Source organism: Microbulbifer sp. TB1203, assembly GCF_030997045.1.
Lineage (GTDB): Bacteria > Pseudomonadota > Gammaproteobacteria > Pseudomonadales > Cellvibrionaceae > Microbulbifer.
In genome coordinates this window covers 4,335,024-4,355,214 of sequence record NZ_CP116899.1, presented here as the reverse complement: position 1 = coordinate 4,355,214, position 20,191 = coordinate 4,335,024, and the positions used below count along the sequence as shown (strand labels likewise).

Below are 20,191 nucleotides of genomic sequence, written 5' to 3'. Positions count from 1 at the left end.
CCCCTTCCGACAAGTTGCGGTACCATGCCGCCCATTTGCGCCAGAGAGCAAAGGAGCACCCCATGCCCCTGTCCAATATCGCCAGCCTGTTTGGCCGCTCGCCGATCAAGCCGATCAAGGAGCATATGGCCACGGCCCACGAGGCCTCGGCGGACCTGGTCCCCTTCTTCGAAGCCTTGATGCAGGGTGACCTGGCCACCGCCGAGCAGGTCCAGCGGCGTATCTCCGCCAGCGAGAACCGCGCTGACGACATCAAGAAAGACCTGCGCCTGCACCTGCCGGACAGCCTGTTTATGCCGGTTTCCCGCTCGGATCTGCTGGAGCTGCTGCACGCCCAGGATGAAGTGGCCAACACCGCCCAGGATATCGCCGGGCTGGCCACCGGCCGCAAGATGGAGATTCCGCAACAGTTGCAGCCGCTGATGAAGACCTTCGTCGACAGCGCCGTAGCCGCTTCCGCCCAGGCCCTGCTCGCCATCAACGAGCTGGACGAGTTATTGGAATCCGGCTTTGCCGGGCGCGAAGTGGATATCGCCCAGCGCATGACCGAGGAGTTGGACGAACTGGAGCGCAAGTCCGACAAACTGGAAGTGGAAGTGCGCGCGGCGCTGTTCAAAATCGAAAAAGAACTACCGCCGGTGGATGTAATCTTCCTCTACCGGGTGATCGATTGGATCGGCGACCTGGCCGACCGAGCCCACAGCGTGGGTAACCGTTTGCAGTTGTTATTGGCACGCTAGGGGGCTTACTGTGGAAATTCTTACTCAATACGGCACTGTGCTGTTGATCCTGGCCTGCGTATTCGGTTTCTTTATGGCCTGGGGGGTCGGCGCCAACGACGTGGCCAACGCCATGGGAACCTCGGTGGGTTCCCGCGCGCTGACCATCAAACAGGCGATCCTGATCGCCATGATCTTCGAGTTCGCCGGCGCCTACCTGGCCGGCGGCGAGGTCACCGCCACCATCCGCAAGGGCATCATCGCTCCGGATGTCTTCACCGATCAGCCCGAACTGCTGGTGTACGGCATGCTCTCGGCGTTGCTCGCCGCCGGTACCTGGCTGTTGATCGCCAGCATCCTCGGCTGGCCAGTGTCCACCACCCACTCCATCGTCGGCGCCATCGTCGGCTTCTCCGCGGTGGGCATCTCCGCGGACGCGGTGGCCTGGGGCAAGGTGGGCAGTATCGTGGCCAGTTGGGTGGTGTCGCCGCTGCTCGCCGGCACCATTGCGTTTTTGCTCTTCCGCAGTGTGCAGCGACTGATCCTCAATACCGAGGACCCCTTCGCCAACGCCAAGCGCTATATCCCCTTCTACATGTTCGCGGTGGGCTGGATGATCGCCATGGTGACTTTGACCAAGGGGTTGAAGCACGTATTGAAAGACGCCCAAATCGAGTTGTCTTTTTTGCAGGATGCCGGCATTGCCGCGCTGGTGGGTCTGCTGGTGATGGGTATCGGTGTGGCCATGCTGAAGCGCATCAAGCGCGATCCGGCCCGCGAGCGGGAGAACCGCTTTGCCAATGTGGAGCGGGTCTTCGCCATCCTGATGATCTTTACCGCCTGTGCCATGGCCTTCGCCCACGGCTCCAACGATGTGGCCAACGCCGTGGGCCCGTTGGCTGCAGTGGTCAATACGGTGCAGAGTGGCGCGGTGGTGGCCAAGGCCACCATGCCCTCGTGGATACTGCTGCTGGGGGGCGCCGGTATCGTGGTGGGCCTGGCCACCTACGGCTTCAAGGTGATGGCCACCATCGGCCGCAAGATCACCGAGCTGACGCCGAGCCGCGGCTTTGCCGCCGAGTTGGGCGCCGCCTCCACCGTGGTGCTGGCCTCCGGTACCGGTCTGCCCATCTCCACCACCCACACCCTGGTGGGCGCGGTGCTGGGCGTGGGGCTGGCCCGCGGTATCGGCGCACTGAACCTGCGCATGATCAGCACCATCGCCGTCTCCTGGGTGGTCACCCTGCCCGCTGGTGCCGGTATCGCAATTCTGTTTTTCTTCTTCTTCAAGGGCGTGTTCGGCTAGCAGTCGGATATATATAACTGCTAAAAAGGGGAGGCGTCCTGACGCCTCCCCTTTTTATTTCCATAAGGAAATTCCCTTGCAATTGCCCATTTACCAGGCCGATGCCTTCGCTTCGCAACTGTTCGGCGGCAATCCCGCCGCGCTGCCGTATCAGGGCGTCATCTGTACCGCCCGGGGAGACGGCTTCGACTGCGACTTTGTCAGCCGCTTCTTTCCCCGCGATCGGTATCGACGAGGACCCCGTCACCGGCTCCGCGCATACACTGCTTACACCCTATTGGGCGGCAAAGCTGGACAGGATGCGATTCACTGCGCGGCAAATTTCCCCGCGCGGCGGTGAACTGGAATGTGAGCTTGTCGGGGACCGGGTGTTGATGCGCGGCAGGGCATTGACCTATCTGCGCGGTCAGATAACTCTGTAAGGATCTGTTTATAATCTCGCGAAGAACTCTCCAGGGCGGGAGGGGTGTCTCCGGCCGTTCTGATAAAAAGGGGAAGCGTTTTGTGCTTCCTTTTTTATTGGCTACCGAGATTGTATACAACCGTCACGAAGAATCTGGCACCTAATTCTACAGTGCTGCCACTCATAACCAATTAGAATTTGTGGCCATGTCGACATTTAGGGAGAAATAACGTGGCCGCACATTTGAAACCAACCTACAAGGAAGTCAAGAGCAAATATGAGGGTTTGCGCTTTCTATCGAGGAAGCTCGCGTATGAGACTTTACCTCCGGTAATGAGAAATCGGTTAGGCGAGGCCATTCTCAGGGACAACGTTTCCCTTGATGGCTTTACGCTTGAGGCACAAAGGAAACTCAAGAGCTGGGAAACAGCCGGGTTGCGACGTGTGGCTTGGGATTGGGAGGAGGTGACAAAGAAATACAGAGCGCACCCGAAGAGGTTTGAGCTGTCGATCTGGTTTCGGGAGCTGAACTTGAGCGGTGCGAGTATTGGACGCCCTACTTGGAGCGGGGATAAGCTCAGGCTGGATTATATCGAGTCGCATCCTTTGGGAACCCCTCTTGACGGCCTGATTACTGATATCTGTATTAACGCGGGTATCAACTATGCTCAATCTATCGGGGCAGCTCAGATACGGATTGTGAATCCTGTAAATGAGGCGGTGAGAAATCACTACCTGAGTAAGCCGGGTTTCTCGTTTGATGAGCGCGGCAATTTTTGCTTTATGGATTTCTGAAATGAAAGACAATGACCGCCCACCAATAGATTCGCCAGAGTTTGAGGAGTGGCTCAGAAAAAAGAGCGCGGAAACCTCAAGAAAGTTATTTGGCGAGAATTACAAGCCCGCCGACTTTGAGACCGGTGGCGTAATTTGTGGTGATGCAGATAGCCTGTACAAAACCGATGCCGAGCAATTCCCGCACGAGCTGGAAGAGTACACGCCGGAGGAACGCCGCAAGAACTTCAAGGTTCATAAGGGCGGCCCAGAAGAGGGTTCCGAAGATTAGAGCTATGGGTAATTCCGCGGTACCGGACCTGAAACAACAGTTGCAGCAGCTGGTGGCCTGCCCCAGTGTCAGCGCCACCGACCCCAAACTGGACATGGGTAACCGCGGGGTGGTGGAGCTGCTCGCGGCCTGGCTGGAAACCCTGGGCTTTTCGGTGGAACTGATGCCGCTCCCGGGCCAGGCGGACAAGGTCAATATGATCGCCACGCTGGGGAAGGGTGACGGCGGCCTGGTACTGGCTGGCCACACCGATACGGTTCCCTATGACGAGGGCCGCTGGCAGACGGACCCCTTCGAACTCCGGGAAAAGGACAACCGCTTCTACGGCCTGGGCAGCACCGATATGAAGGGCTTCTTTCCCATCGCCATCGAAGCGGCCAAATCCTTTATCGGCAAACCGCTGCAGCAACCGCTGATTATTCTCGCCACCGCCGATGAGGAAACCTCCATGGCCGGTGCCCGCGCCCTGGTAAAGGCTAGTCGGCCGCGGGCCCGCTACGCGGTGGTGGGCGAGCCCACCGGACTGAAGCCCATCCGCATGCACAAGGGCGTGATGATGGAAGCGGTGCGTATCACCGGCCGCTCCGGCCACTCCTCCGATCCGTCGCTGGGCGCCAGCGCTCTGGAGGCCATGCACAGGGCCATCAGTGAGCTGTTGACACTGCGCAGCGAGTGGCAGCAGCGCTACCGCAACCCCGGTTTTGCAGTGCCGGTGCCGACGATGAACCTGGGTTGCATCCACGGCGGCGACAATCCCAACCGCATCTGCGGCTACACCGAATTGCAGTTCGACGTGCGCCCGTTGCCGGGTATGCCACTGGCGGACTTGCGCGCAGAACTGGACAAGCGACTGCACGGATGTATCCACGACGAAAAAATCCAGTTGGAGTACGCGCCGCTGTTTCTGGGCACCGAGGCTTTCGAGCAGGATCCCGGCTCGCAGCTGGTGAAGGTAGCGGAGACGCTCACCGGCCACAGCGCGGAAAGCGTGGCCTTTGGCACCGAGGCACCCTATTTCAAAAGCATGGGGATCGAAACCATCGTGCTGGGCCCGGGGGATATCGACCAGGCGCACCAGCCGGACGAGTACCTGGGGCAGGAGCGGATCGCACCGATGGTGGAGATACTGCGCGGGTTGATTGCGAAGTTCTGCCTGTAGGAGCGGGCCATGCCCGCGATCGGCCTCAGCTATTGTTCGGCGCCGATCGCGGGCATGGCCCGCTCCTACAGGGAAAAACTGCGCGGTCCCAAAATACGGTATATTCCCACAATATTTCTTTAACACACGGAATACGCATTCGTGAGCGACAACAGCGCCTCCCTGAACTGGTTCCGCCACGCCGCGCCCTATATCAATGACCTGCGCGGCCGCACCCTGGTGGTTGCCATTCCCGGCGATGCACTGGAACACGCCAATTTTCGCGATCTGGTGCACGACCTGACATTGCTGGTCAGTCTCGGTGTGCGCCTGGTGGTAGTGCACGGCGCGCGCGTCCAGGTCAATCGCGCCCTGGCCGAACACGGGATCGAGAACCGGTTTTACGGCAACACCCGGATCACCGACCGGGAGACGCTGGAGGTGATCAAGGCCGCGGTGGGCAGGCTGCGGTTCGATATCGAGGCGGCTTTTTCCCAGGGGCTGCCGGATTCCCCCATGGCGCGCTCTGCACTCAAGGTGATTTCCGGCAATTTCGTCACCGCGCGCCCCATCGGCGTGCTGGACGGCACCGACCTGCGCTGGACTGGCCAGGTGCGGCGCATGGAAGTGAATACCATCGATCGCGCCCTGGAGCAGGGGGCACTGGTGCTGCTCTCGCCGCTCGGCACTTCGCTGACCGGCGAGTTGTTCAACCTGAACTACCTCGACCTGGCCGCCGAGGCCGCCAAGGCACTGCGGGCGGAAAAGCTCATCCTGTACCGCGACGCACCCCAACTGCTGGTCAACGGCGAGGCGGTGTACGAACTCAGCATCGTGCAGGCCGAACAACTGGCCGATCAGGTGGATAGCGAAACCCTGCATTGCGCCATCCGCGCCTGCAACGCGGGGACACCGCGGACCCACCTGCTGAGCTATGCGGACAACGGGGCACTGCTGCAGGAACTCTTCCGCCGCGAGGGTGCCGGCACCATGATCTACCGCGATACCTATGAGGTGGTACGCCGCGCGCGCATCACCGACGTGGGTGGCATTCTCGGTCTTATCCGCCCGCTGGAGAAACAGGGCATCCTGGTGCGCCGCTCGCGGGAAAAACTCGAGGCGGAAATCGACCACTTCACGCTGGTGGAAGTGGACGGCACCCCCGTGGCCTGTGCGGCGCTCTACCCGATACAGGATGAATCGGGCGAGACAGTGGCCGCGGAGATCGCCTGTGTGGCCATCCACCCGGACTTTCGCGGTGGTGGCCGCGGCGCCAAGCTGCTGCACCACCTGGAACGGCAGGCGGGGGTGCTGGGGCTGGAGGAACTCTATGTGCTGACCACCCAGGCGGAGCACTGGTTTATCGAACAGGGCTTCTTCCAGGTGGCGGTGCAGGACCTGCCCGCGGCGCGCCAGTCGCTCTACAACATACAGCGCAACTCCCGTGTTCTGCGGAAACGGCTTTCCGCGCAACAATCTCTCTCTCAGCCGGAAAAGAAAGGACAAGCGTCCTAGTCAAAAGGAGTACCGGTTGGACTTCCGCCAAGTTATCCTAAAAGCTGTCTTTTTTTGCTAAGCTGTCGCCCCATTTCGTACAGCCGGACACAGACTCTATGCCCCAGTACCGCTCCCGCACCTCCACTTTCGGCCGCAATATGGCCGGCGCCCGTGCCCTGTGGCGCGCCACCGGTATGAAGGACGACGACTTCAACAACAAGCCGATTATTGCGGTGGCCAACTCCTTCACGCAGTTCGTGCCCGGTCACGTGCACCTGAAGGATATGGGCCAGTTGGTGGCGCGGGAGATCGAGAAAGCCGGTGGAGTGGCCAAGGAGTTCAACACCATCGCGGTGGACGACGGTATCGCCATGGGTCACGACGGCATGCTCTACAGCCTGCCCAGCCGCGAGATTATCGCCGACTCGGTGGAATATATGGTGAATGCCCACTGCGCCGACGCGCTGGTGTGCATCTCCAACTGCGACAAGATCACCCCGGGAATGTTGATGGCCGCGCTGCGGCTGAATATTCCCGTCATCTTCGTCTCCGGTGGTCCCATGGAGGCGGGCAAGACCAAGCTGGCGGAGCACAAGCTGGACCTGGTGGACGCCATGGTGATCGCCGCCACCGACTCCGCCTCCGACGAGACAGTGGCGGAGTACGAGCGCTCCGCCTGCCCCACCTGCGGCTCCTGCTCCGGCATGTTCACCGCCAACTCCATGAACTGCCTGACTGAGGCCCTGGGCCTGTCGCTGCCGGGCAACGGCACCCTGCTGGCCACTCACGCGGACCGCCGGGAACTGTTCCTGCGCGCGGGGCGGGAAATCGTCGCCCTGGCCAAACGCTACTACGAAGGGGACGACGACAGCGCGCTGCCGCGCAACATCGCCAATCGCGGCGCCTTCGCCAACGCCATGGCCCTGGATATCGCCATGGGGGGCTCCACCAATACCATCCTGCACCTCCTCGCCGCGGCGCAGGAGGGCGAGGTGGACTTCACGCTCGCGGATATCGACCGGCTGTCGCGCAAGATTCCTCAGCTGTGCAAGGTGGCGCCGAACACGCAGAAATACCATATCGAGGATGTGCACCGGGCCGGCGGGGTTATGTCGATTCTCGGCGAACTGGAGGCGGCCGGGCTTCTGGATGCGACCCTGCCCACGGTGTACTGCAGTTCTTTTACCGAAGCGCTGGCGCAATGGGATATCCGCCGCACCGACGATAAGGCGGTACACGACTTCTTCCGCGCCGGCCCCGCGGGCATCCCCACCCAAACCGCCTTCAGCCAGGATTGCCGCTGGTCGAGCCTGGACGGCGACCGCGAGAACGGCTGCATCCGCTCCGTAGAACACGCCTATTCCGCAGAGGGCGGCCTGGCGGTACTGTTCGGCAACCTGGCGCCGGACGGCTGCGTGGTAAAGACCTCCGGCGTGGAGGAGGAGCTGTGGCAGTTCCAGGGCCCGGCGCATATCGTCGAGAGCCAGGAAGCCGCCGTGCAGAATATTCTCGACGGCAAGGTGAAACCCGGCGAAGCGGTGATTGTGCGCTATGAGGGGCCCAAGGGTGGACCTGGTATGCAGGAGATGCTCTATCCGACCAGCTACCTGAAATCCAAAGGGCTGGGCAAGTCCTGCGCGCTGATTACCGACGGCCGCTTTTCCGGCGGCACTTCCGGCCTGTCCATCGGCCACGTGTCTCCGGAAGCGGCAGGCGGCGGTGCCATCGGTCTGGTGGAGGACGGCGATACCATTCGTATTGATATCCCCGCGCGCACCATCGAAGTGGATATTCCGGAGGCGGAGTTGCAGCGGCGCCGCGAGGCAATGACCGCCAAAGGAGATTCGGCCTGGAAACCGGTTGAACAGCGCCCACGCAAGGTGAGCAAGGCATTGAAAGCCTACGCCCTACTGGCCACCAGTGCCGACAAGGGTGCGGTGCGCGAGATCGATTAACTCCAATAGACGCGGTGCGCGCGGCGCACCCTACGGCAACTCTGTAGGGTGCGCCGTGCGCACCGCGTGACCCATTCAGTCCGCTATCCGATACCGAATCCGGTTGCGCACGCCGTGGCGCTCCACCGGCACACCGTCCTCCAATTGCGGCTGGTACTTGAACCTGGCCGCCGCGGCGACGGCGGAGCGGTTGAAGACATCTGTCAACCTCCCCTCGCTGTCGTAACCAGCCACTGCCCGTGGGTCCCGCACACTGCCGCTTTTGGTTATGGTGAATTCCACCACTACATAGCCTTCGATTCCGCGGCGTAGCGCCACTGAAGGGTATCGGGCTGCCGGCTTGAATATCGGTACAGGATCCCGGGAGACGATTACCTCCGTTCCTTCACCCTGCGGCCTCGGCGGCGCAATTACTGGCGGTACTAAAACCGGATTGACCTTGGTTTCAATGGTGGTGGTCACCGGGTGGGGTGGCACCGCCTGGGGCGGCTGCGGCGGTTCCGCTTTGATAACCGTCGGCTCTGGCTCAACAAGATGGACAGGTTTAATTGAAGGGAGATCGTCTTCCACCGGCTCCTTATATTCGGTCGCGATCAGGTGGCTCATAATAAATAGCAGCGCCAGGGTACTGATCGCGGCCAAACCGAGGCTGCGGCTGTAAGTCGAGGCAACGACAAAAAAAGCGAAGGGATTTTGTTGAGGATAAGCTCTATCCATAACACCTCTCCTGATTATTCTTAGGGTGTTGGAATCGACGGCCGAAGCCGCCGGCGTTGGAAAAAGCTGATCAGCTGTCTCTATTAATAGCAGAATTAAATAGAGTTGCAAACTATTCTCAGTCGCAAGCTCAATAATTAATCAGTCTGGATTGGTCATCGGCGGGCCTTTCGGCCCGTTATGGAGCTGGAGCTCCGTGTTTCCGGGTACCGCACACAAAAAAGGCCGCACATCACTGTGCGGCCTTTGAGAAGGAAAGTGGCAATTATTAAATGGCCAGCCGCTCCTCGCGCTCCTTCTCGGCCTCGACATAGGAAATCCACTGCTCGGCGAACCTCTTTGAGTGGTCGTCTTTCAGGGCCTTCTTGAGGTTGCTGAGCGCATCGTCGTACTTCTTCAGGTTGGCATTAGCCATACCCAGCACGATGTACAATTGGCCCGGGCGCTTGACGCCACCCTTCTTCAGCGCCTGATCGCCCATCCTGACAGCCTGCTCGTTCTTGTCCAGGTCCAGGTAAATACCGGCCAGACGGGAATAGAGCTCGCCTTTGTCGGACAACTTGGCCGCGGCTTCCATATTCGGGATCGACTTCTGCAACTCCTGGGCCATCTGGTACGCCTGGGCCAGGACTTCCAGATTCTTGGAGGTGCGCTCGATCTTCTTCTCCTTGATCCCCTTGTCGATCACCTTGGCGCCCTTGTAGGGCATATCGTGCCCCATAAAGAGATAGGCCATGTTCAACAGCTCCTTCTCTTTTTGCAGGGCGCCGGCGATATAAGCCGCCTCCATCATGTGCAGCTGATCTTTCTCGCGCTTCAGCTCACCGTACATACCCGCCAGTTGCTTGTAATACTCGCCTTTGGGGTAGTGCTTGACCAGCTTCTCGAGAATACCGGCAACTTTCTTGTAGTCGTTCTTCTCGTAGTAAAGGTAGCGCTGCAGGCCGAACCAGTTCTCCTTGGGTACCTTGCCCTCTTTCTCGTACATCGACACGGCGGTGTTGACGTCCGATAGCGCATTATCCTCATCGCCTTTCTGGTAATAGACTTGGGAGCGCTGGGCGTAGGAATCCGCGGTGATCTGCTCCGGACTAGCGACGGCGAACCACTTGTTGTAATAAACCAGTGCCTGATCGTAGTTCTCTGTGACGAAATTCAGCTGCGCAATGGTCAGCAGCGTACCCACTTCCAGCGCCACTGGCAGGTTTTCGGCCCCCTGCTGCAGCACCTTCTTGTAGTAGCTGATCGCCTGCGGATAGCGTTCCATGCTGTAGTAGACAAAACCGTAGAAGTAGTACATCTGCGCTATTTCATAGCCGTTGTACTTGTCCTTGCCGGCCTCCATCTCTTTCAGCGCCGCCAGAGCTCCATTCCAGTTCTGCGCATCGGCGGCTTCCTGCACCTTGCCCAGTTTTTTGAACACGTTTTCCCGCATCGCCGGGACCTTGCGCGTTTTCTGTTCGCTCTGCGCCTCAACCTGGGCGAAAGAGGCGGAGAGGCCCGCCGCTTCCAACACCGTGACGCTCACCGCCGGTGCAAGTACCAGGGGCAGCGCCACGGACGTGCGCAGGACGAATTTGGACAGCCCTTTCGTCATGGTCGTCATATTCATATGCGTCCCCTATTAGTTCTTGGCCATGTTGAAGCTGATCTTGGTCTTCACACCGGGCACTTCCACCGCCTGGCCGTCCACGACCCGCGGCTTGTACTTGTACTTCAGCGCCGATTTCATCGCCGCGCGGTTGAAGATGGTGGTGGGGTTACCATCGGCGGTAAAGGCTTCCACCACCTTCGGATCGCGCACGGAGCCATTGGTGGTTACCGTGTATTCGACGATCACGTAGCCCTCGATACCCCGCTGCAGGGCGCGACGCGGATACTGCGGCTGAACCTTTACGATGGGCAGGTAGTCGCCCTCGCTAAAGGCGCCACCGAGACCGCCGATCTTAAGGTCCGCACTCGCACGGGGCGCAGACATGTTGATGCTGTCGTCCATGTTCGGCTCATCGTACTCCGGTTCCGGCATTTCCGGCGGCGGCTGCTCCGGCTCGTCGGGCTTGTCCGGTTTACGGGTGTCGTACTGGGTTTCGATCTTCTGTTCAGGCATCACGACATCGGCAACCTTGAGCAGTTCCTCCTCCTCGGGAGTACCCATATTTGCCTGAATCAACTGATGCATGGTGAAGATCAGGGCGAAAGTCGTGACTATTGCCAACGTACCCGCCCCTGCTAGTCTTGCCGGATTCATAGCTGTTAACTCTTTTCTGTCGCGACCGATACTTTCTCGATACCGATTTCCCTGGCGGCATTCGCAATCAGGGCAACCTTCTCGATATCCGCTTTCTTATCGGGTTGAATTACCAACCACCCCTTGGGGTTTTGTGCGTAGAGACGCTCCAGGGTGATTTTCACCAGGCGGTCGTCCACGTGTTCCTTGGCAATCCAGATTTCGTTGCTTTCGTTAATCGCTACCAGAATAGAGGCGGCCTTGAGGTCAGCGGTTGTCGCTTCCGGCTTCACCACATCGACACCGGGAACCTTGATAAAGGTGGCGGTGACGATAAAGAAGATCAGCATGATAAACACCACGTCCAGCATGGGCGTGAGGTCGATCGCTCCCGCTTCTTCTTCTGCCGTTTTTTGATTTCTGCTCATAGCAACTCTCTTAGCGAACTTTCCCGGTGGGGCACGCCCGAGGGAGTACCCCGGGAAAAGTTTCTGGCTTGGCTAAACCTTCACGGCAAATAGGCGCGCACTTTCGGCGGGCCACTTGCCCTATGTGTGCCTTAGTGATCCATCGTCAGATGGTCTTCCAGCAGTTGGGTCTCACGCTCCGCCTTGCGGCTGATATAGGTGTTGGCAAATACCCCGGACAGTGCCGCAACCATGCCCGCCATTGTCGGGATAGTCGCCATGGAGACACCGCTGGCCATCTGCTTGGCATCACCGCCGCCGGTTATCGCGAGGACCTCGAACACATTGATCATGCCCCACACCGTGCCCAGCAGCCCGAACAGGGGCGCCAGGGCCACACAGGCCTGAATCATGTCCAGATTGTCCCCGATCTTCTCGGATACCCGGGAAATCAGCGCGTGGCGGATCTGGTGGGCGCCCCAGGATTTGCGCTCAGAGCGCCCTTCCCACTGGTCCACCGCACCCTGAACGTCACCTTTCAACCCCTTGTTGAAGTAGAAGACCCGCTCGAAGATCAGCGTCCACATAAAGAAGGTCAGGCCGGCGATCAAAAACAGTACTGGCCCGCCCGACGCCATAAAGGCGTTGACGGCGGCCCATGCGTCAGTCAATGCGTGCATGTTGCCGCCTCCTCTTATTTGCGCTCAGCGCTTTCCGCCACGATACCGGTGCTCTGCTCATCCAGGATATGCAGGATGCGCTTGGCGCGGCCGTTGACGATGGTGTGCATCAGCACGGTAGGGATCGCCACGCACAGACCCAACACGGTGGTCATCAATGCGGAGGAGATACCATCTGCCATGGCTCTCGGGTCGCCGGCACCGAAGATGGTGATCGCCTGGAAAGTCACGATCATACCGGTCACGGTACCCAGCAGACCCAGCAGCGGAGCCACCATGGCGATAATCTTCAGCAGGTTGAGGCCGGACTCGATGGCCGGGCGCTCTTTCAGCACCGCCTCTTCCATCTTCAGCTCCAGGGTCTCGCCATCGACACCGCGGTTCTCTTCCGCCACCGCCAACACACGGCCCAGCGGGTTGTTGGTATTAGCAGAGGAAGAGCGCAACTGAGCGTTTACCTTGGAACTCATGCCGGACAGCACGATCAGGCGCCAGATGGCCAACAGGATCGCAAAGGCACCCACCGCGGTGATGATGTAGCCCACGATACCGCCCTGATGCCAGCGCTCGACGTTGCTCGGGCTGTTGATCATGGCCTTCAGGTAGGAGCCGCCGGTGGGGCCGGTGGGGTCGACACCGAAGGCATTAAAGCCGGAAGTGGCAGCCTGCAGGTTGGCAGCTTCGCTCTGGAATTTGCTGCTGGGCTGGCGTACCAGCTCGGCCATTTTGCTTCCGTCGATCAGTTCCAGGTACTTGCCGTTGGAAACCAGGTTGAAGTTACCCACGCGCACGACTTCCTGCTCGACCTGTTCGCCGTCGGGCTTGATCACGGTGCCGGTGAACTTGACCACCTTGCCGGACTCGACAGTCTCGCGCTGCAGTTCGTACCACAGGCGCTCGATCTCCTCGATGGTCGGCAGCTTGGTGGCGGAATCCATCTTGCCGATCAACTGGTCCAGAAACTCGGTGCGACCGGGGTACTGGGCGGATACCAGGGAGGTGCTCAGGTTGGCGCGCAGGTCGCCGGCGGTGGAGGTCAGGTGGCCGAACAGCTCTTTCAGGGAGCCCATGCGCTCTTCCAGTTGCTGACGCTTCTGCTGAACCAGCAGTTCCTGCTCTTCGTACTTCTTCTCCAACTGAGCGGAGCGGGCCTCTTCGGCCGCGCGGGTGTTTTTCGCCTGAGTCAGCAGGGCCTGCTGGTTGGCCTTCTGGCGACGGAATTCCGCTTCGCGCTGCTGGTGCTCTTTGGATTCGGCGACCTTGGAGTTCCGCACCATCTGCAACAGCTGGTCCAGGGATTGGGCCTTTTCCTGGGCAACGACGGAAGCGCTGATCAGGCCAGCCGCTGTGAATACGGCTGTTAATGAAAGGACGCGTTTGGCGATAGAGGTTCTCATTGCGCTGCCTCCGGAGCCGGAATCGGCATGTTCATGATATCGATAGTGGCCTGCTGCTTGGCGATTTTCAGGCCCTGCATAACGGCGCGGCGGTATTCACCGGAATCCACTTCCACCCAGCCCTTCTGCTCTTTGTCGTAGGCCATGGTGATCTTGGAGTCCTTGGTCTGCGCCAGCAGGGCGATACGGCCGATCTGCAGCACGTTCACTTCGCGCTGCTGGCCGTTCACGTTCAGGGTATCGCCGTAGCTGCTGAGCTTGCGACCGTACTCGGCTTCAAAGTTGTACAGCTCCAGCACCTGGCGGAATTTCTCCGCGGCGGTGATATCGGAGCGGTCCATATTCCTCTTGACGCCTTCGAGGTTGGCCAGACGCTCTTCCAGCATGAAGGGCGCGTCCAGTTCGATAAACTGTTCCAGGCCGTCCAGCATACGCAGGATCAGCGGCTGAATTTGACGTTCGATAACGGTGACGTTGTCGATGGACTCTTCCAGGTCCTTGATCACTGACAACTGGTTGGCCAGTTGCTTCTCCAGCTGGCGGTTGTAAACGCGCAAGCCGTCGATTTCCTTGTTCACCACCTTGAAGTCCTGCAGCAGGCTGGTGGTTTCCTCAGCGATCTTGTCGATGCGCTTTTGCGAAGCCTGGGCCGCAGAGGTCTTCTGCTGGCCTACGGCGAGGACGTTGTCGAGTGTATCCGCAGTGGCTACGCTGCCGTAGAGTGCGCCGGCAGACAGCGCAGTGGTCAGCGCCACAGCCATGAATCGCTTGGTTTTCATTAGACCCCCCAGTGGGTTCAATATTTCACAACATGGTCGCGATGAGTTAGCTGCCACAACGCGGTGTCCTTTTGTTCTAAAAACATTGGTTTGAAGACAGCTAAGAGCCGCACATTGTAAACAGCCGATTTGATTATTCAAATGTCGATTGACAGTATCGACCCGCATGTGTAGCGAAGTAACAACCGGGTAACACTCCCGGGTTTCCTGCACACATTTGCGGCGACGTTCGCTGCGCGAGCAGGGATGGAATTTAACAGAATGATCACAAAATAATCAAACTGTTTTTATTTCAACCTGTCGTACTGGACTAAGCAGTAGTTATATTCATCCCTTTCCGAGGCCGGGTAACACGCCCGACTGGATTCCCGCCACTGGTCACCTAAAGGGGGGAAGAAGGCGTCTCCTTCCACCTCCGCATCCACTTCTGTGAGATAGACGCGTTTCGCCTGTGCCAGGGTCTGGCGATAAATCTGCGCGCCACCGATCACCATTACCTCTTCGGCATCACTGGCAACGGCGGACTGCCGCGCCAGCTGCAGCGCTTCGTCCAAGGAGGCCGCAGACTGTACCCCTGGGGCATTCCACTCGGGGTTGCGACTGACCACGATATTGTCCCGTCCAGGCAGCGGCCGCCCGATGGATTCGAAAGTCACGCGCCCCATCACCACAGGTTTGCCCAGGGTGGTGCGCTTGAAAAATTGCAGGTCGCCGGACAGGCGCCAGGGCAGGCCGTTATCGCGACCGATCGCGCCGTTACGCGCCACCGCGGCGATCAGGGCTATGGGGATTTCCGCCATTACACCGCCACCGGTGCCGGGATGTGCGGATAGGCCTGGTAGCCGCGCAGTTCGAAGTCCTCAAAACGAAACGCGAACAGGTCGGTCACTGCGGGATTGAGATGCATCTGCGGCAACGGCAGCGGCTCGCGGCTCAGTTGCTCCTCCACCTGTTCCTGGTGGTTCATGTAGAGATGGGCATCGCCAAGCGTGTGGATAAACTCGCCCGGCTTGAGGCCGCACACCTGTGCCAGCATCAGGGTAAGCAGGCTGTAGGAGGCGATATTGAAGGGCACCCCCAGGAAAATATCCGCGCTGCGCTGGTACAGCTGGCAGGACAGCCGACCATCCGCCACATAGAACTGGAACAGGGCGTGACAGGGCGCCAGGGCCATGCGCCCGGCGGCGGCGTTGTCCCGAGGAGATACTCCCTCGTCCGGGAGATCGGCGGGATTCCAAGCGCTCACCAGCAGGCGGCGGGAGTCCGGGCGGCTCTTCAACTGCTCCAGCAACTGCGCGATCTGATCGATGCGGCGCCCGTCCGGCGTGGGCCAGGAGCGCCACTGGCAACCGTATACCGGCCCCAGGTCTCCCTCCTCGGTGGCCCATTCGTCCCAGATACGCACACCGTTCTCTTGCAGATAGTCGATATTGGTATCACCGCGCAGGAACCACAGCAGCTCGTGAATAATCGAGCGCAGATGGCACTTCTTGGTGGTGATCAGTGGGAAGCCCTCAGACAAGTCGAAACGCATCTGGTAGCCAAACACGCTGAGGGTTCCGGTGCCGGTGCGATCGCTCTTGCGGGTGCCGCTGTCACGCACATGGCGCATCAGGTCCAGGTACTGTTTCATTACTGTGTGCCCCCTTTCGCCTGGCCCCGACCTTCGGGAAGCGGCTGGGTGCGGTAGCTCCATACCATCAGCGCGATGCCCGCGGCGATCATCGGCAAGCTGAGCAATTGGCCGCGGGTCATCCAACCGAACAGGTCGAAACCGATATGAGCATCCGGCTCACGCACGAATTCCATCGCGAAACGGAAGATGCCGTAGAGAGTCACGAACAGGCCGCCCACCGCCAGGCGCGGGCGCGGTTTGCTGGAGTAGATCCACAGCACCACAAACAGCACCAGACCCTCCAGGAATGCCTGGTACAGTTGCGACGGGTGGCGCACCAGCAACTCCGGGTCCCGCGGGAAGACCATACCCCAGGGCACGTCCGTGGGCCGGCCCCACAGCTCCTGACCGATAAAATTTCCGAGTCGGCCGAGGCCCAGGCCGATGGGCACCAGTGGCGCCACGAAGTCGATCAATGCGGGGAAAGTGGTGCCGATCTTGCGCGCGTAGAGAGTGGCGGCCAGCATCACCCCGATCAGGCCGCCGTGGAAACTCATGCCCCCCTCCCATACGCGGAACAGGGACAGGGGATCGGAGGCCAGTTCACCGAAATTGTAAAAGAGCATATAGCCGATCCGGCCACCCACCACGACGCCGATGGCGCAGTAGAGAATCAGGTCCTCCACTTCCGACTTGATTACTGGCGACCAGGGCTTGCGGCTGCGCCGCAGTGCCAGCCACCAGGCGGTGGCAAAGCCGGCCAGATACATCAGCCCGTACCAGTGCACTTTCAGCGGGCCTATGGCCACGGCTACCGGGTCGATTTGGGGATAGGGGATCATTGGGACTTCACAGTTGTTCGCGAGCTCATTGAGATGAGCGAAATCTTACCAGTTAAAGCGGGGGAGAGTAATGTGGAATGCGGAATGCGGAATAATGAATGCGGAATGCGGCAACTCACCGCGTTAGCCGCTACTATTCCGCACTAACTACTCACTCATAGGGAACCTGCATTGGCTTAAGGGAACCACTATGTGGGAGCGGGCCATGCCCGCGATTGGCTCTGTTCGCGGGCATGGCCCGCCCCTACAGGGATGAGTAGTTACATTCATCATTCCGCATTCCGCATTCAACCCATGTGCCTGTTACTGTTCGCCTACCGCTGTCACCCCGAATACCCGCTGCTGATGCTCGCCAACCGGGACGAGTTCCACGATCGCCCCAATGCGCCGGCAGCGCCCTGGGAAGGTGGAGAGCTGGTGGCCGGCCGCGATCTGCAGGCCGGCGGCACCTGGCTGGGTGTCGCCGGGGGCGGTCGCGCGGCGGCAGTGACCAATGTGCGCGAACCCGGCCGGGCCCCGCCCGCCGATACGCTCTCGCGGGGAGATATCCCGCGGGATTTCCTGCGCGGGCAGCAGCCGCCCTGGGATTGCGCCGCCGGGCTGGAGGCGGCGCGCTATCGCGGCTTCAATGCGGTGTTCTTTCAACTGGGTGCGGAGCCGGAGCTTGTCTGCGCCGGCAACCGCCACCGGGCCTTCGCCTTCTCCCCGGGAGTCCACGGCATTTCCAACGGCGCGCCGGACGCGCCCTGGCCCAAGGTGTTGAAAGGGAAGGCCGGTACAGAGCGGCTGTTGGCGGGTATCCACGGCGAAGTCGATGAGGACAACTTCGTGCGCCCGGCCCTGGCCCTGCTGCGGGACAGCGCGCTGGCGGCGGTGGCGGAGCTGCCCAGCACCGGCGTGGATCCGGCACTGGAATTGGCGCTCTCTTCCATTTTTGTCCAGATAGACACCCGTGATTCTCCCTCCCGTGGCTCCTATGGCACCCGCGCCAGCAGCCTGGTGGCGGTCGACCACCGGGGGCGGACGCAATTGTGGGAACAGAACTACCGCGACGGAGAGAGGGAGGGGCCGTTGCGCCATTTCCGCCTCGATTGATGGTCGGCCGGTCGGCTGTCCCCTCTCCCCCAACCCCTCTCCCGCAAGCGGGAGAGGGGAGCTCCGGGTTCCATAGAGTCAAATGAATCAAACGCCAAGCAAACTCCGGATTTATTGCCATACTTACTTTCACAGGCAGCCGGATGTTGACTTACGCGCAACTCAGCGCAGTTTGCTGCCTCTTTTCATAAAGGAAGGTCGCGCGGGACGCATGACACAGGCGGGCCGTCGATACTATCGACGAACAACAGGATCGGTTCGCCGCAGGTTGGGAAGGTATAAACGATCTGGCGCCCGGCCACCCCAAAAACTGGCAACCCGGGCCCTGCAGTATCGCTGAGGTACCATGTCGTATTTCAACCCCGAGCGCCGCACACACAAGTCACCGCTGCCGCTGATGATCCTCGGCAGCCTGTGCGTTTTCGCCCTTTATTTCGCCTTCGCCGCCAATCAGCAAACGGTGCCGGTGTTGCCGGAGAATGCCGTGCGCCCCCATTTGGTGCGCTGGTTGGAAGAGAACCCGGACTCCTGGCCCGCCCAGGACCCGATCTTCAACCCGGCGGCGGTGCGGCGCATCTACCAGCGTACGGATTACCGCCTGCTGTGGTTCGACAACTACAGCCTCAGCGAGACCGCCAACGACCTGTTAAAGCAGCTCACCGCCTCCAGTTCCGGCAACCCCAGCAGCATGGTGGATTACCGCTATCACCTGGGCTACTTCGACCGCACCCTGCGCGACACACCCCAGCGCCTGCAGATGGCCGCAGTGCTCGACGTGCTGCTCACCGACGCTTTCGTTTCCTATGCCCAGGATACCCAGTTGGACCGGCTCAAGCCCAAGAGCCGCCGGCAGCTGAACATTACCCCGGTGCATCATGCGGAGGGCGAATTCCGCCTGGTTGGCATGCAGATGCCGCGGCAGGCCACAGCCAGCCCCAGCGGGCGCAAGTACTTTCGCGGCTATACCCGCGGAATCCGCGGAGATCGCAGCCGCAACTACAACATCGACCGCTCCCGCCACTACTCCACCTACTCCGCCCGCCGGCCGTCGCCCTCGCGCTTCTCCCCTGGCGGCCTGCCCCCGCGCAACGGCTACCGCAGCTATCGCAGGGAGGACGGGCTGCCGCAGGTGGGGCGGGTTCCGGACCACAGCGAAGGTCCCTATATAGAAGACAACATACCCTACGGCGGAGATGCTGCGGCCCTGCGTAACGAACTGGCGCGTCTCCGCAACCTGGCGGACAGCGGCCGCTGGCGACCTCTGCCCGCGGGCCCGGCCATGACAATCGGCGCGCGCCACCCCCATGTGGCCCAACTGCGCAACATGCTGTCCCTCTACGGCGACTATCGCAGCTACGGTGGCGAACCCAACAGCGACAAATTCGACCGGCGGCTGCACGAAGCGGTGCTGCGCTTCCAGACACGTCACGGCCTCAAGCCCGACGGTATCGTCGGCCGCCTGACCCGCCAGCGGTTGAACCTCTCCCCCACCGCTCGCGCGCATGTCATCGAGACCAATATCCGACGCCGCCAGCAACTGCCGGCAGATCTGGGCAGCCGCTTCGTGCAGGTCAATATTCCCGAGTACAAATTGCACTATGTGGAGAACGACCGGGTCAGGCTGTCGATGAACGTGGTGGTAGGCAAGAAGGAACACGCCACGCCGGAAATCAATACCCGGGTGAGCAAGGTGATATTCAACCCCACCTGGACGGTGCCGCGCAGCATCCTGGTGAATGAAATACTGCCCAAGGCCCGCGCCAACCCCAGCGGCATGGAGAACATGGGCTACCGGGTGGTGAGCGGCAGCGGCGAACATCTGCCGTTGACCCCCAAAAACCTCTCCGCCGCCGGCCGGGGCTCCTACCTGATGCGCCAGCTGGGCGGCGAGGACAATATCCTCGGGCGGGTCAAGTTCGAGATTCCCAACAAGTACGATGTGTACCTGCACGACACCCGCGCCAGGAGTCTGTTCACCCTCACAGACCGGGACTACAGTCACGGCTGCGTGCGCCTGGCAAAACCCCGCCATCTGGCCCAGGCGCTGCTGCGGGATCAGGGCGACTGGGACCAGTGGCGCATCGACCAGCTCACCACCGGTGACGAGACCACCGAGGTGAAGCTGGAACAGCGTGTGCCGGTGTACATCACCTATTGGACCGCCTGGGTGGACGGCGAGGGGCGCCTGAACTTCCGCCCGGATATCTACGACAAGGACGGCCTGGCGGCCAATCAATTCTAGTAATGGCGAGTGGCGGGAGTGGTCTGGCGGCCTTCCCGCCGCCGGCCACTCTCATATATTCCAATTCCACCCTTAGGCCTGCCGGCGCATTCCCCAAAGGTATTGG

20 protein-coding genes are annotated in these 20,191 nt (G+C 60.6%); 10 read left to right on the top strand and 10 right to left on the bottom strand.

The features are described from left to right. Window positions 1-62: 62 nt before the first annotated feature. The 8 genes from PP263_RS18760 (at window position 63) to ilvD (ending at window position 8,084) form a co-directional block, all read left to right on the top strand. Window positions 63-740, top strand: a complete 678-nt coding sequence (locus PP263_RS18760) for a TIGR00153 family protein (RefSeq protein ID WP_308365450.1) — start codon at window positions 63-65, stop codon at window positions 738-740. 10 nt (window positions 741-750) lie between these two features. Beyond that, entirely contained in the window at window positions 751-2,025 is a 1,275-nt protein-coding gene (locus PP263_RS18755; RefSeq protein WP_308365448.1) for an anion permease, read from the top strand. Between the two features lie 101 nt (window positions 2,026-2,126). Further along, window positions 2,127-2,447, top strand: a complete 321-nt coding sequence (locus tag PP263_RS18750; RefSeq protein ID WP_308365446.1) for a PhzF family phenazine biosynthesis protein — start codon at window positions 2,127-2,129, stop codon at window positions 2,445-2,447. Window positions 2,448-2,659: 212 nt separating this feature from the next. Further along, window positions 2,660-3,223, top strand: coding sequence for a hypothetical protein (locus tag PP263_RS18745; RefSeq protein WP_308365444.1), 564 nt, complete (start codon window positions 2,660-2,662; stop codon window positions 3,221-3,223). Between the two features lies 1 nt (window position 3,224). Continuing rightward, window positions 3,225-3,494, top strand: a complete 270-nt coding sequence (locus tag PP263_RS18740; RefSeq protein ID WP_308365441.1) for a hypothetical protein — start codon at window positions 3,225-3,227, stop codon at window positions 3,492-3,494. A 4-nt stretch (window positions 3,495-3,498) separates the two neighbouring features. Continuing rightward, window positions 3,499-4,653 carry an acetylornithine deacetylase gene (gene argE / locus PP263_RS18735; RefSeq protein WP_308365439.1) on the top strand — a complete coding sequence of 385 codons (1,155 nt, stop codon included), beginning with the start codon at window positions 3,499-3,501 and terminating at the stop codon, window positions 4,651-4,653. 141 nt (window positions 4,654-4,794) lie between these two features. Further along, window positions 4,795-6,147, top strand: a complete 1,353-nt coding sequence (argA, locus tag PP263_RS18730) for an amino-acid N-acetyltransferase (RefSeq protein WP_308365437.1) — start codon at window positions 4,795-4,797, stop codon at window positions 6,145-6,147. Between the two features lie 98 nt (window positions 6,148-6,245). After that, on the top strand, window positions 6,246-8,084 hold the full coding sequence (gene ilvD / locus PP263_RS18725) for a dihydroxy-acid dehydratase (RefSeq protein ID WP_308365436.1): 1,839 nt from the start codon (window positions 6,246-6,248) through the stop codon (window positions 8,082-8,084). Between the two features lie 75 nt (window positions 8,085-8,159). Here the strand turns inward: ilvD and PP263_RS18720 are convergent, their stop codons facing one another. The 10 genes from PP263_RS18720 to lgt all read right to left on the bottom strand — a co-directional run bounded on the left by PP263_RS18720 (window position 8,160) and on the right by lgt (window position 16,748). Then, the gene (locus PP263_RS18720; protein WP_308365435.1) at window positions 8,160-8,801 is read right to left on the bottom strand and encodes a TonB family protein; all 642 of its coding nucleotides are present in this window, start codon (window positions 8,799-8,801) and stop codon (window positions 8,160-8,162) included. Window positions 8,802-9,069: 268 nt separating this feature from the next. After that, window positions 9,070-10,413, bottom strand: a complete 1,344-nt coding sequence (locus tag PP263_RS18715) for a tetratricopeptide repeat protein (protein WP_308365434.1) — start codon at window positions 10,411-10,413, stop codon at window positions 9,070-9,072. A 12-nt stretch (window positions 10,414-10,425) separates the two neighbouring features. Further along, window positions 10,426-11,016: an energy transducer TonB gene (locus PP263_RS18710; protein WP_308365433.1), complete on the bottom strand. Its 591-nt coding sequence runs from the start codon at window positions 11,014-11,016 to the stop codon at window positions 10,426-10,428. 38 nt (window positions 11,017-11,054) lie between these two features. After that, window positions 11,055-11,456, bottom strand: coding sequence for a biopolymer transporter ExbD (locus PP263_RS18705; RefSeq protein ID WP_308365432.1), 402 nt, complete (start codon window positions 11,454-11,456; stop codon window positions 11,055-11,057). A 131-nt stretch (window positions 11,457-11,587) separates the two neighbouring features. After that, window positions 11,588-12,115, bottom strand: a complete 528-nt coding sequence (locus tag PP263_RS18700) for a MotA/TolQ/ExbB proton channel family protein (protein WP_308365431.1) — start codon at window positions 12,113-12,115, stop codon at window positions 11,588-11,590. Between the two features lie 14 nt (window positions 12,116-12,129). Next, window positions 12,130-13,512, bottom strand: a complete 1,383-nt coding sequence (locus PP263_RS18695; RefSeq protein WP_308365430.1) for a MotA/TolQ/ExbB proton channel family protein — start codon at window positions 13,510-13,512, stop codon at window positions 12,130-12,132. Then, window positions 13,509-14,291: a DUF3450 domain-containing protein gene (locus PP263_RS18690; RefSeq protein ID WP_308365429.1), complete on the bottom strand. Its 783-nt coding sequence runs from the start codon at window positions 14,289-14,291 to the stop codon at window positions 13,509-13,511. The genes PP263_RS18695 and PP263_RS18690 overlap by 4 nt, the downstream gene beginning before the upstream one ends. 287 nt (window positions 14,292-14,578) lie before the next feature. Beyond that, a complete protein-coding gene (locus tag PP263_RS18685) occupies window positions 14,579-15,091 on the bottom strand; it encodes a dihydrofolate reductase (RefSeq protein WP_308365428.1) in 513 nt (170 codons plus the stop codon). Beyond that, window positions 15,091-15,924 (bottom strand): thymidylate synthase, encoded by an 834-nt coding sequence (locus PP263_RS18680; protein ID WP_308365427.1) that lies wholly within the window; start codon window positions 15,922-15,924, stop codon window positions 15,091-15,093. The genes PP263_RS18685 and PP263_RS18680 overlap by 1 nt, the downstream gene beginning before the upstream one ends. Next, a complete protein-coding gene (lgt, locus tag PP263_RS18675) occupies window positions 15,924-16,748 on the bottom strand; it encodes a prolipoprotein diacylglyceryl transferase (RefSeq protein WP_308365425.1) in 825 nt (274 codons plus the stop codon). The genes PP263_RS18680 and lgt overlap by 1 nt, the downstream gene beginning before the upstream one ends. A 294-nt stretch (window positions 16,749-17,042) precedes the next feature. On the opposite strand from lgt, the gene PP263_RS18670 reads away from it, so the two are divergent. Both PP263_RS18670 and PP263_RS18665 read left to right on the top strand, forming a co-directional pair. Further along, complete coding sequence (locus PP263_RS18670; RefSeq protein WP_308365424.1) at window positions 17,043-17,843, top strand: NRDE family protein; 801 nt, start codon at window positions 17,043-17,045, stop codon at window positions 17,841-17,843. Between the two features lie 346 nt (window positions 17,844-18,189). Further along, complete coding sequence (locus tag PP263_RS18665) at window positions 18,190-20,085, top strand: L,D-transpeptidase family protein (protein WP_308365423.1); 1,896 nt, start codon at window positions 18,190-18,192, stop codon at window positions 20,083-20,085. Window positions 20,086-20,191: the final 106 nt, after the last annotated feature.

Excerpts from the sequence above, each read along its gene's own strand:
- PP263_RS18760 (WP_308365450.1), top strand. The coding sequence starts at position 63 with ATGCCCCTGTCCAATATCGCCAGCCTGTTTGGCCGCTCGCCGATCAAG.
- PP263_RS18750 (WP_308365446.1), top strand. The coding sequence starts at position 2,127 with ATGCCTTCGCTTCGCAACTGTTCGGCGGCAATCCCGCCGCGCTGCCGT.
- PP263_RS18740 (WP_308365441.1), top strand. The coding sequence starts at position 3,225 with ATGAAAGACAATGACCGCCCACCAATAGATTCGCCAGAGTTTGAGGAG.
- argE (WP_308365439.1), top strand. The coding sequence starts at position 3,499 with ATGGGTAATTCCGCGGTACCGGACCTGAAACAACAGTTGCAGCAGCTG.
- ilvD (WP_308365436.1), top strand. The coding sequence starts at position 6,246 with ATGCCCCAGTACCGCTCCCGCACCTCCACTTTCGGCCGCAATATGGCC.
- PP263_RS18720 (WP_308365435.1), bottom strand. The coding sequence starts at position 8,801 with ATGGATAGAGCTTATCCTCAACAAAATCCCTTCGCTTTTTTTGTCGTT.
- PP263_RS18715 (WP_308365434.1), bottom strand. The coding sequence starts at position 10,413 with ATGAATATGACGACCATGACGAAAGGGCTGTCCAAATTCGTCCTGCGC.
- PP263_RS18705 (WP_308365432.1), bottom strand. The coding sequence starts at position 11,456 with ATGAGCAGAAATCAAAAAACGGCAGAAGAAGAAGCGGGAGCGATCGAC.
- PP263_RS18700 (WP_308365431.1), bottom strand. The coding sequence starts at position 12,115 with ATGCACGCATTGACTGACGCATGGGCCGCCGTCAACGCCTTTATGGCG.
- PP263_RS18695 (WP_308365430.1), bottom strand. The coding sequence starts at position 13,512 with ATGAGAACCTCTATCGCCAAACGCGTCCTTTCATTAACAGCCGTATTC.
- PP263_RS18690 (WP_308365429.1), bottom strand. The coding sequence starts at position 14,291 with ATGAAAACCAAGCGATTCATGGCTGTGGCGCTGACCACTGCGCTGTCT.
- PP263_RS18685 (WP_308365428.1), bottom strand. The coding sequence starts at position 15,091 with ATGGCGGAAATCCCCATAGCCCTGATCGCCGCGGTGGCGCGTAACGGC.
- PP263_RS18680 (WP_308365427.1), bottom strand. The coding sequence starts at position 15,924 with ATGAAACAGTACCTGGACCTGATGCGCCATGTGCGTGACAGCGGCACC.
- lgt (WP_308365425.1), bottom strand. The coding sequence starts at position 16,748 with ATGATCCCCTATCCCCAAATCGACCCGGTAGCCGTGGCCATAGGCCCG.
- PP263_RS18670 (WP_308365424.1), top strand. The coding sequence starts at position 17,043 with ATGTGCCTGTTACTGTTCGCCTACCGCTGTCACCCCGAATACCCGCTG.
- PP263_RS18665 (WP_308365423.1), top strand. The coding sequence starts at position 18,190 with ATGTCGTATTTCAACCCCGAGCGCCGCACACACAAGTCACCGCTGCCG.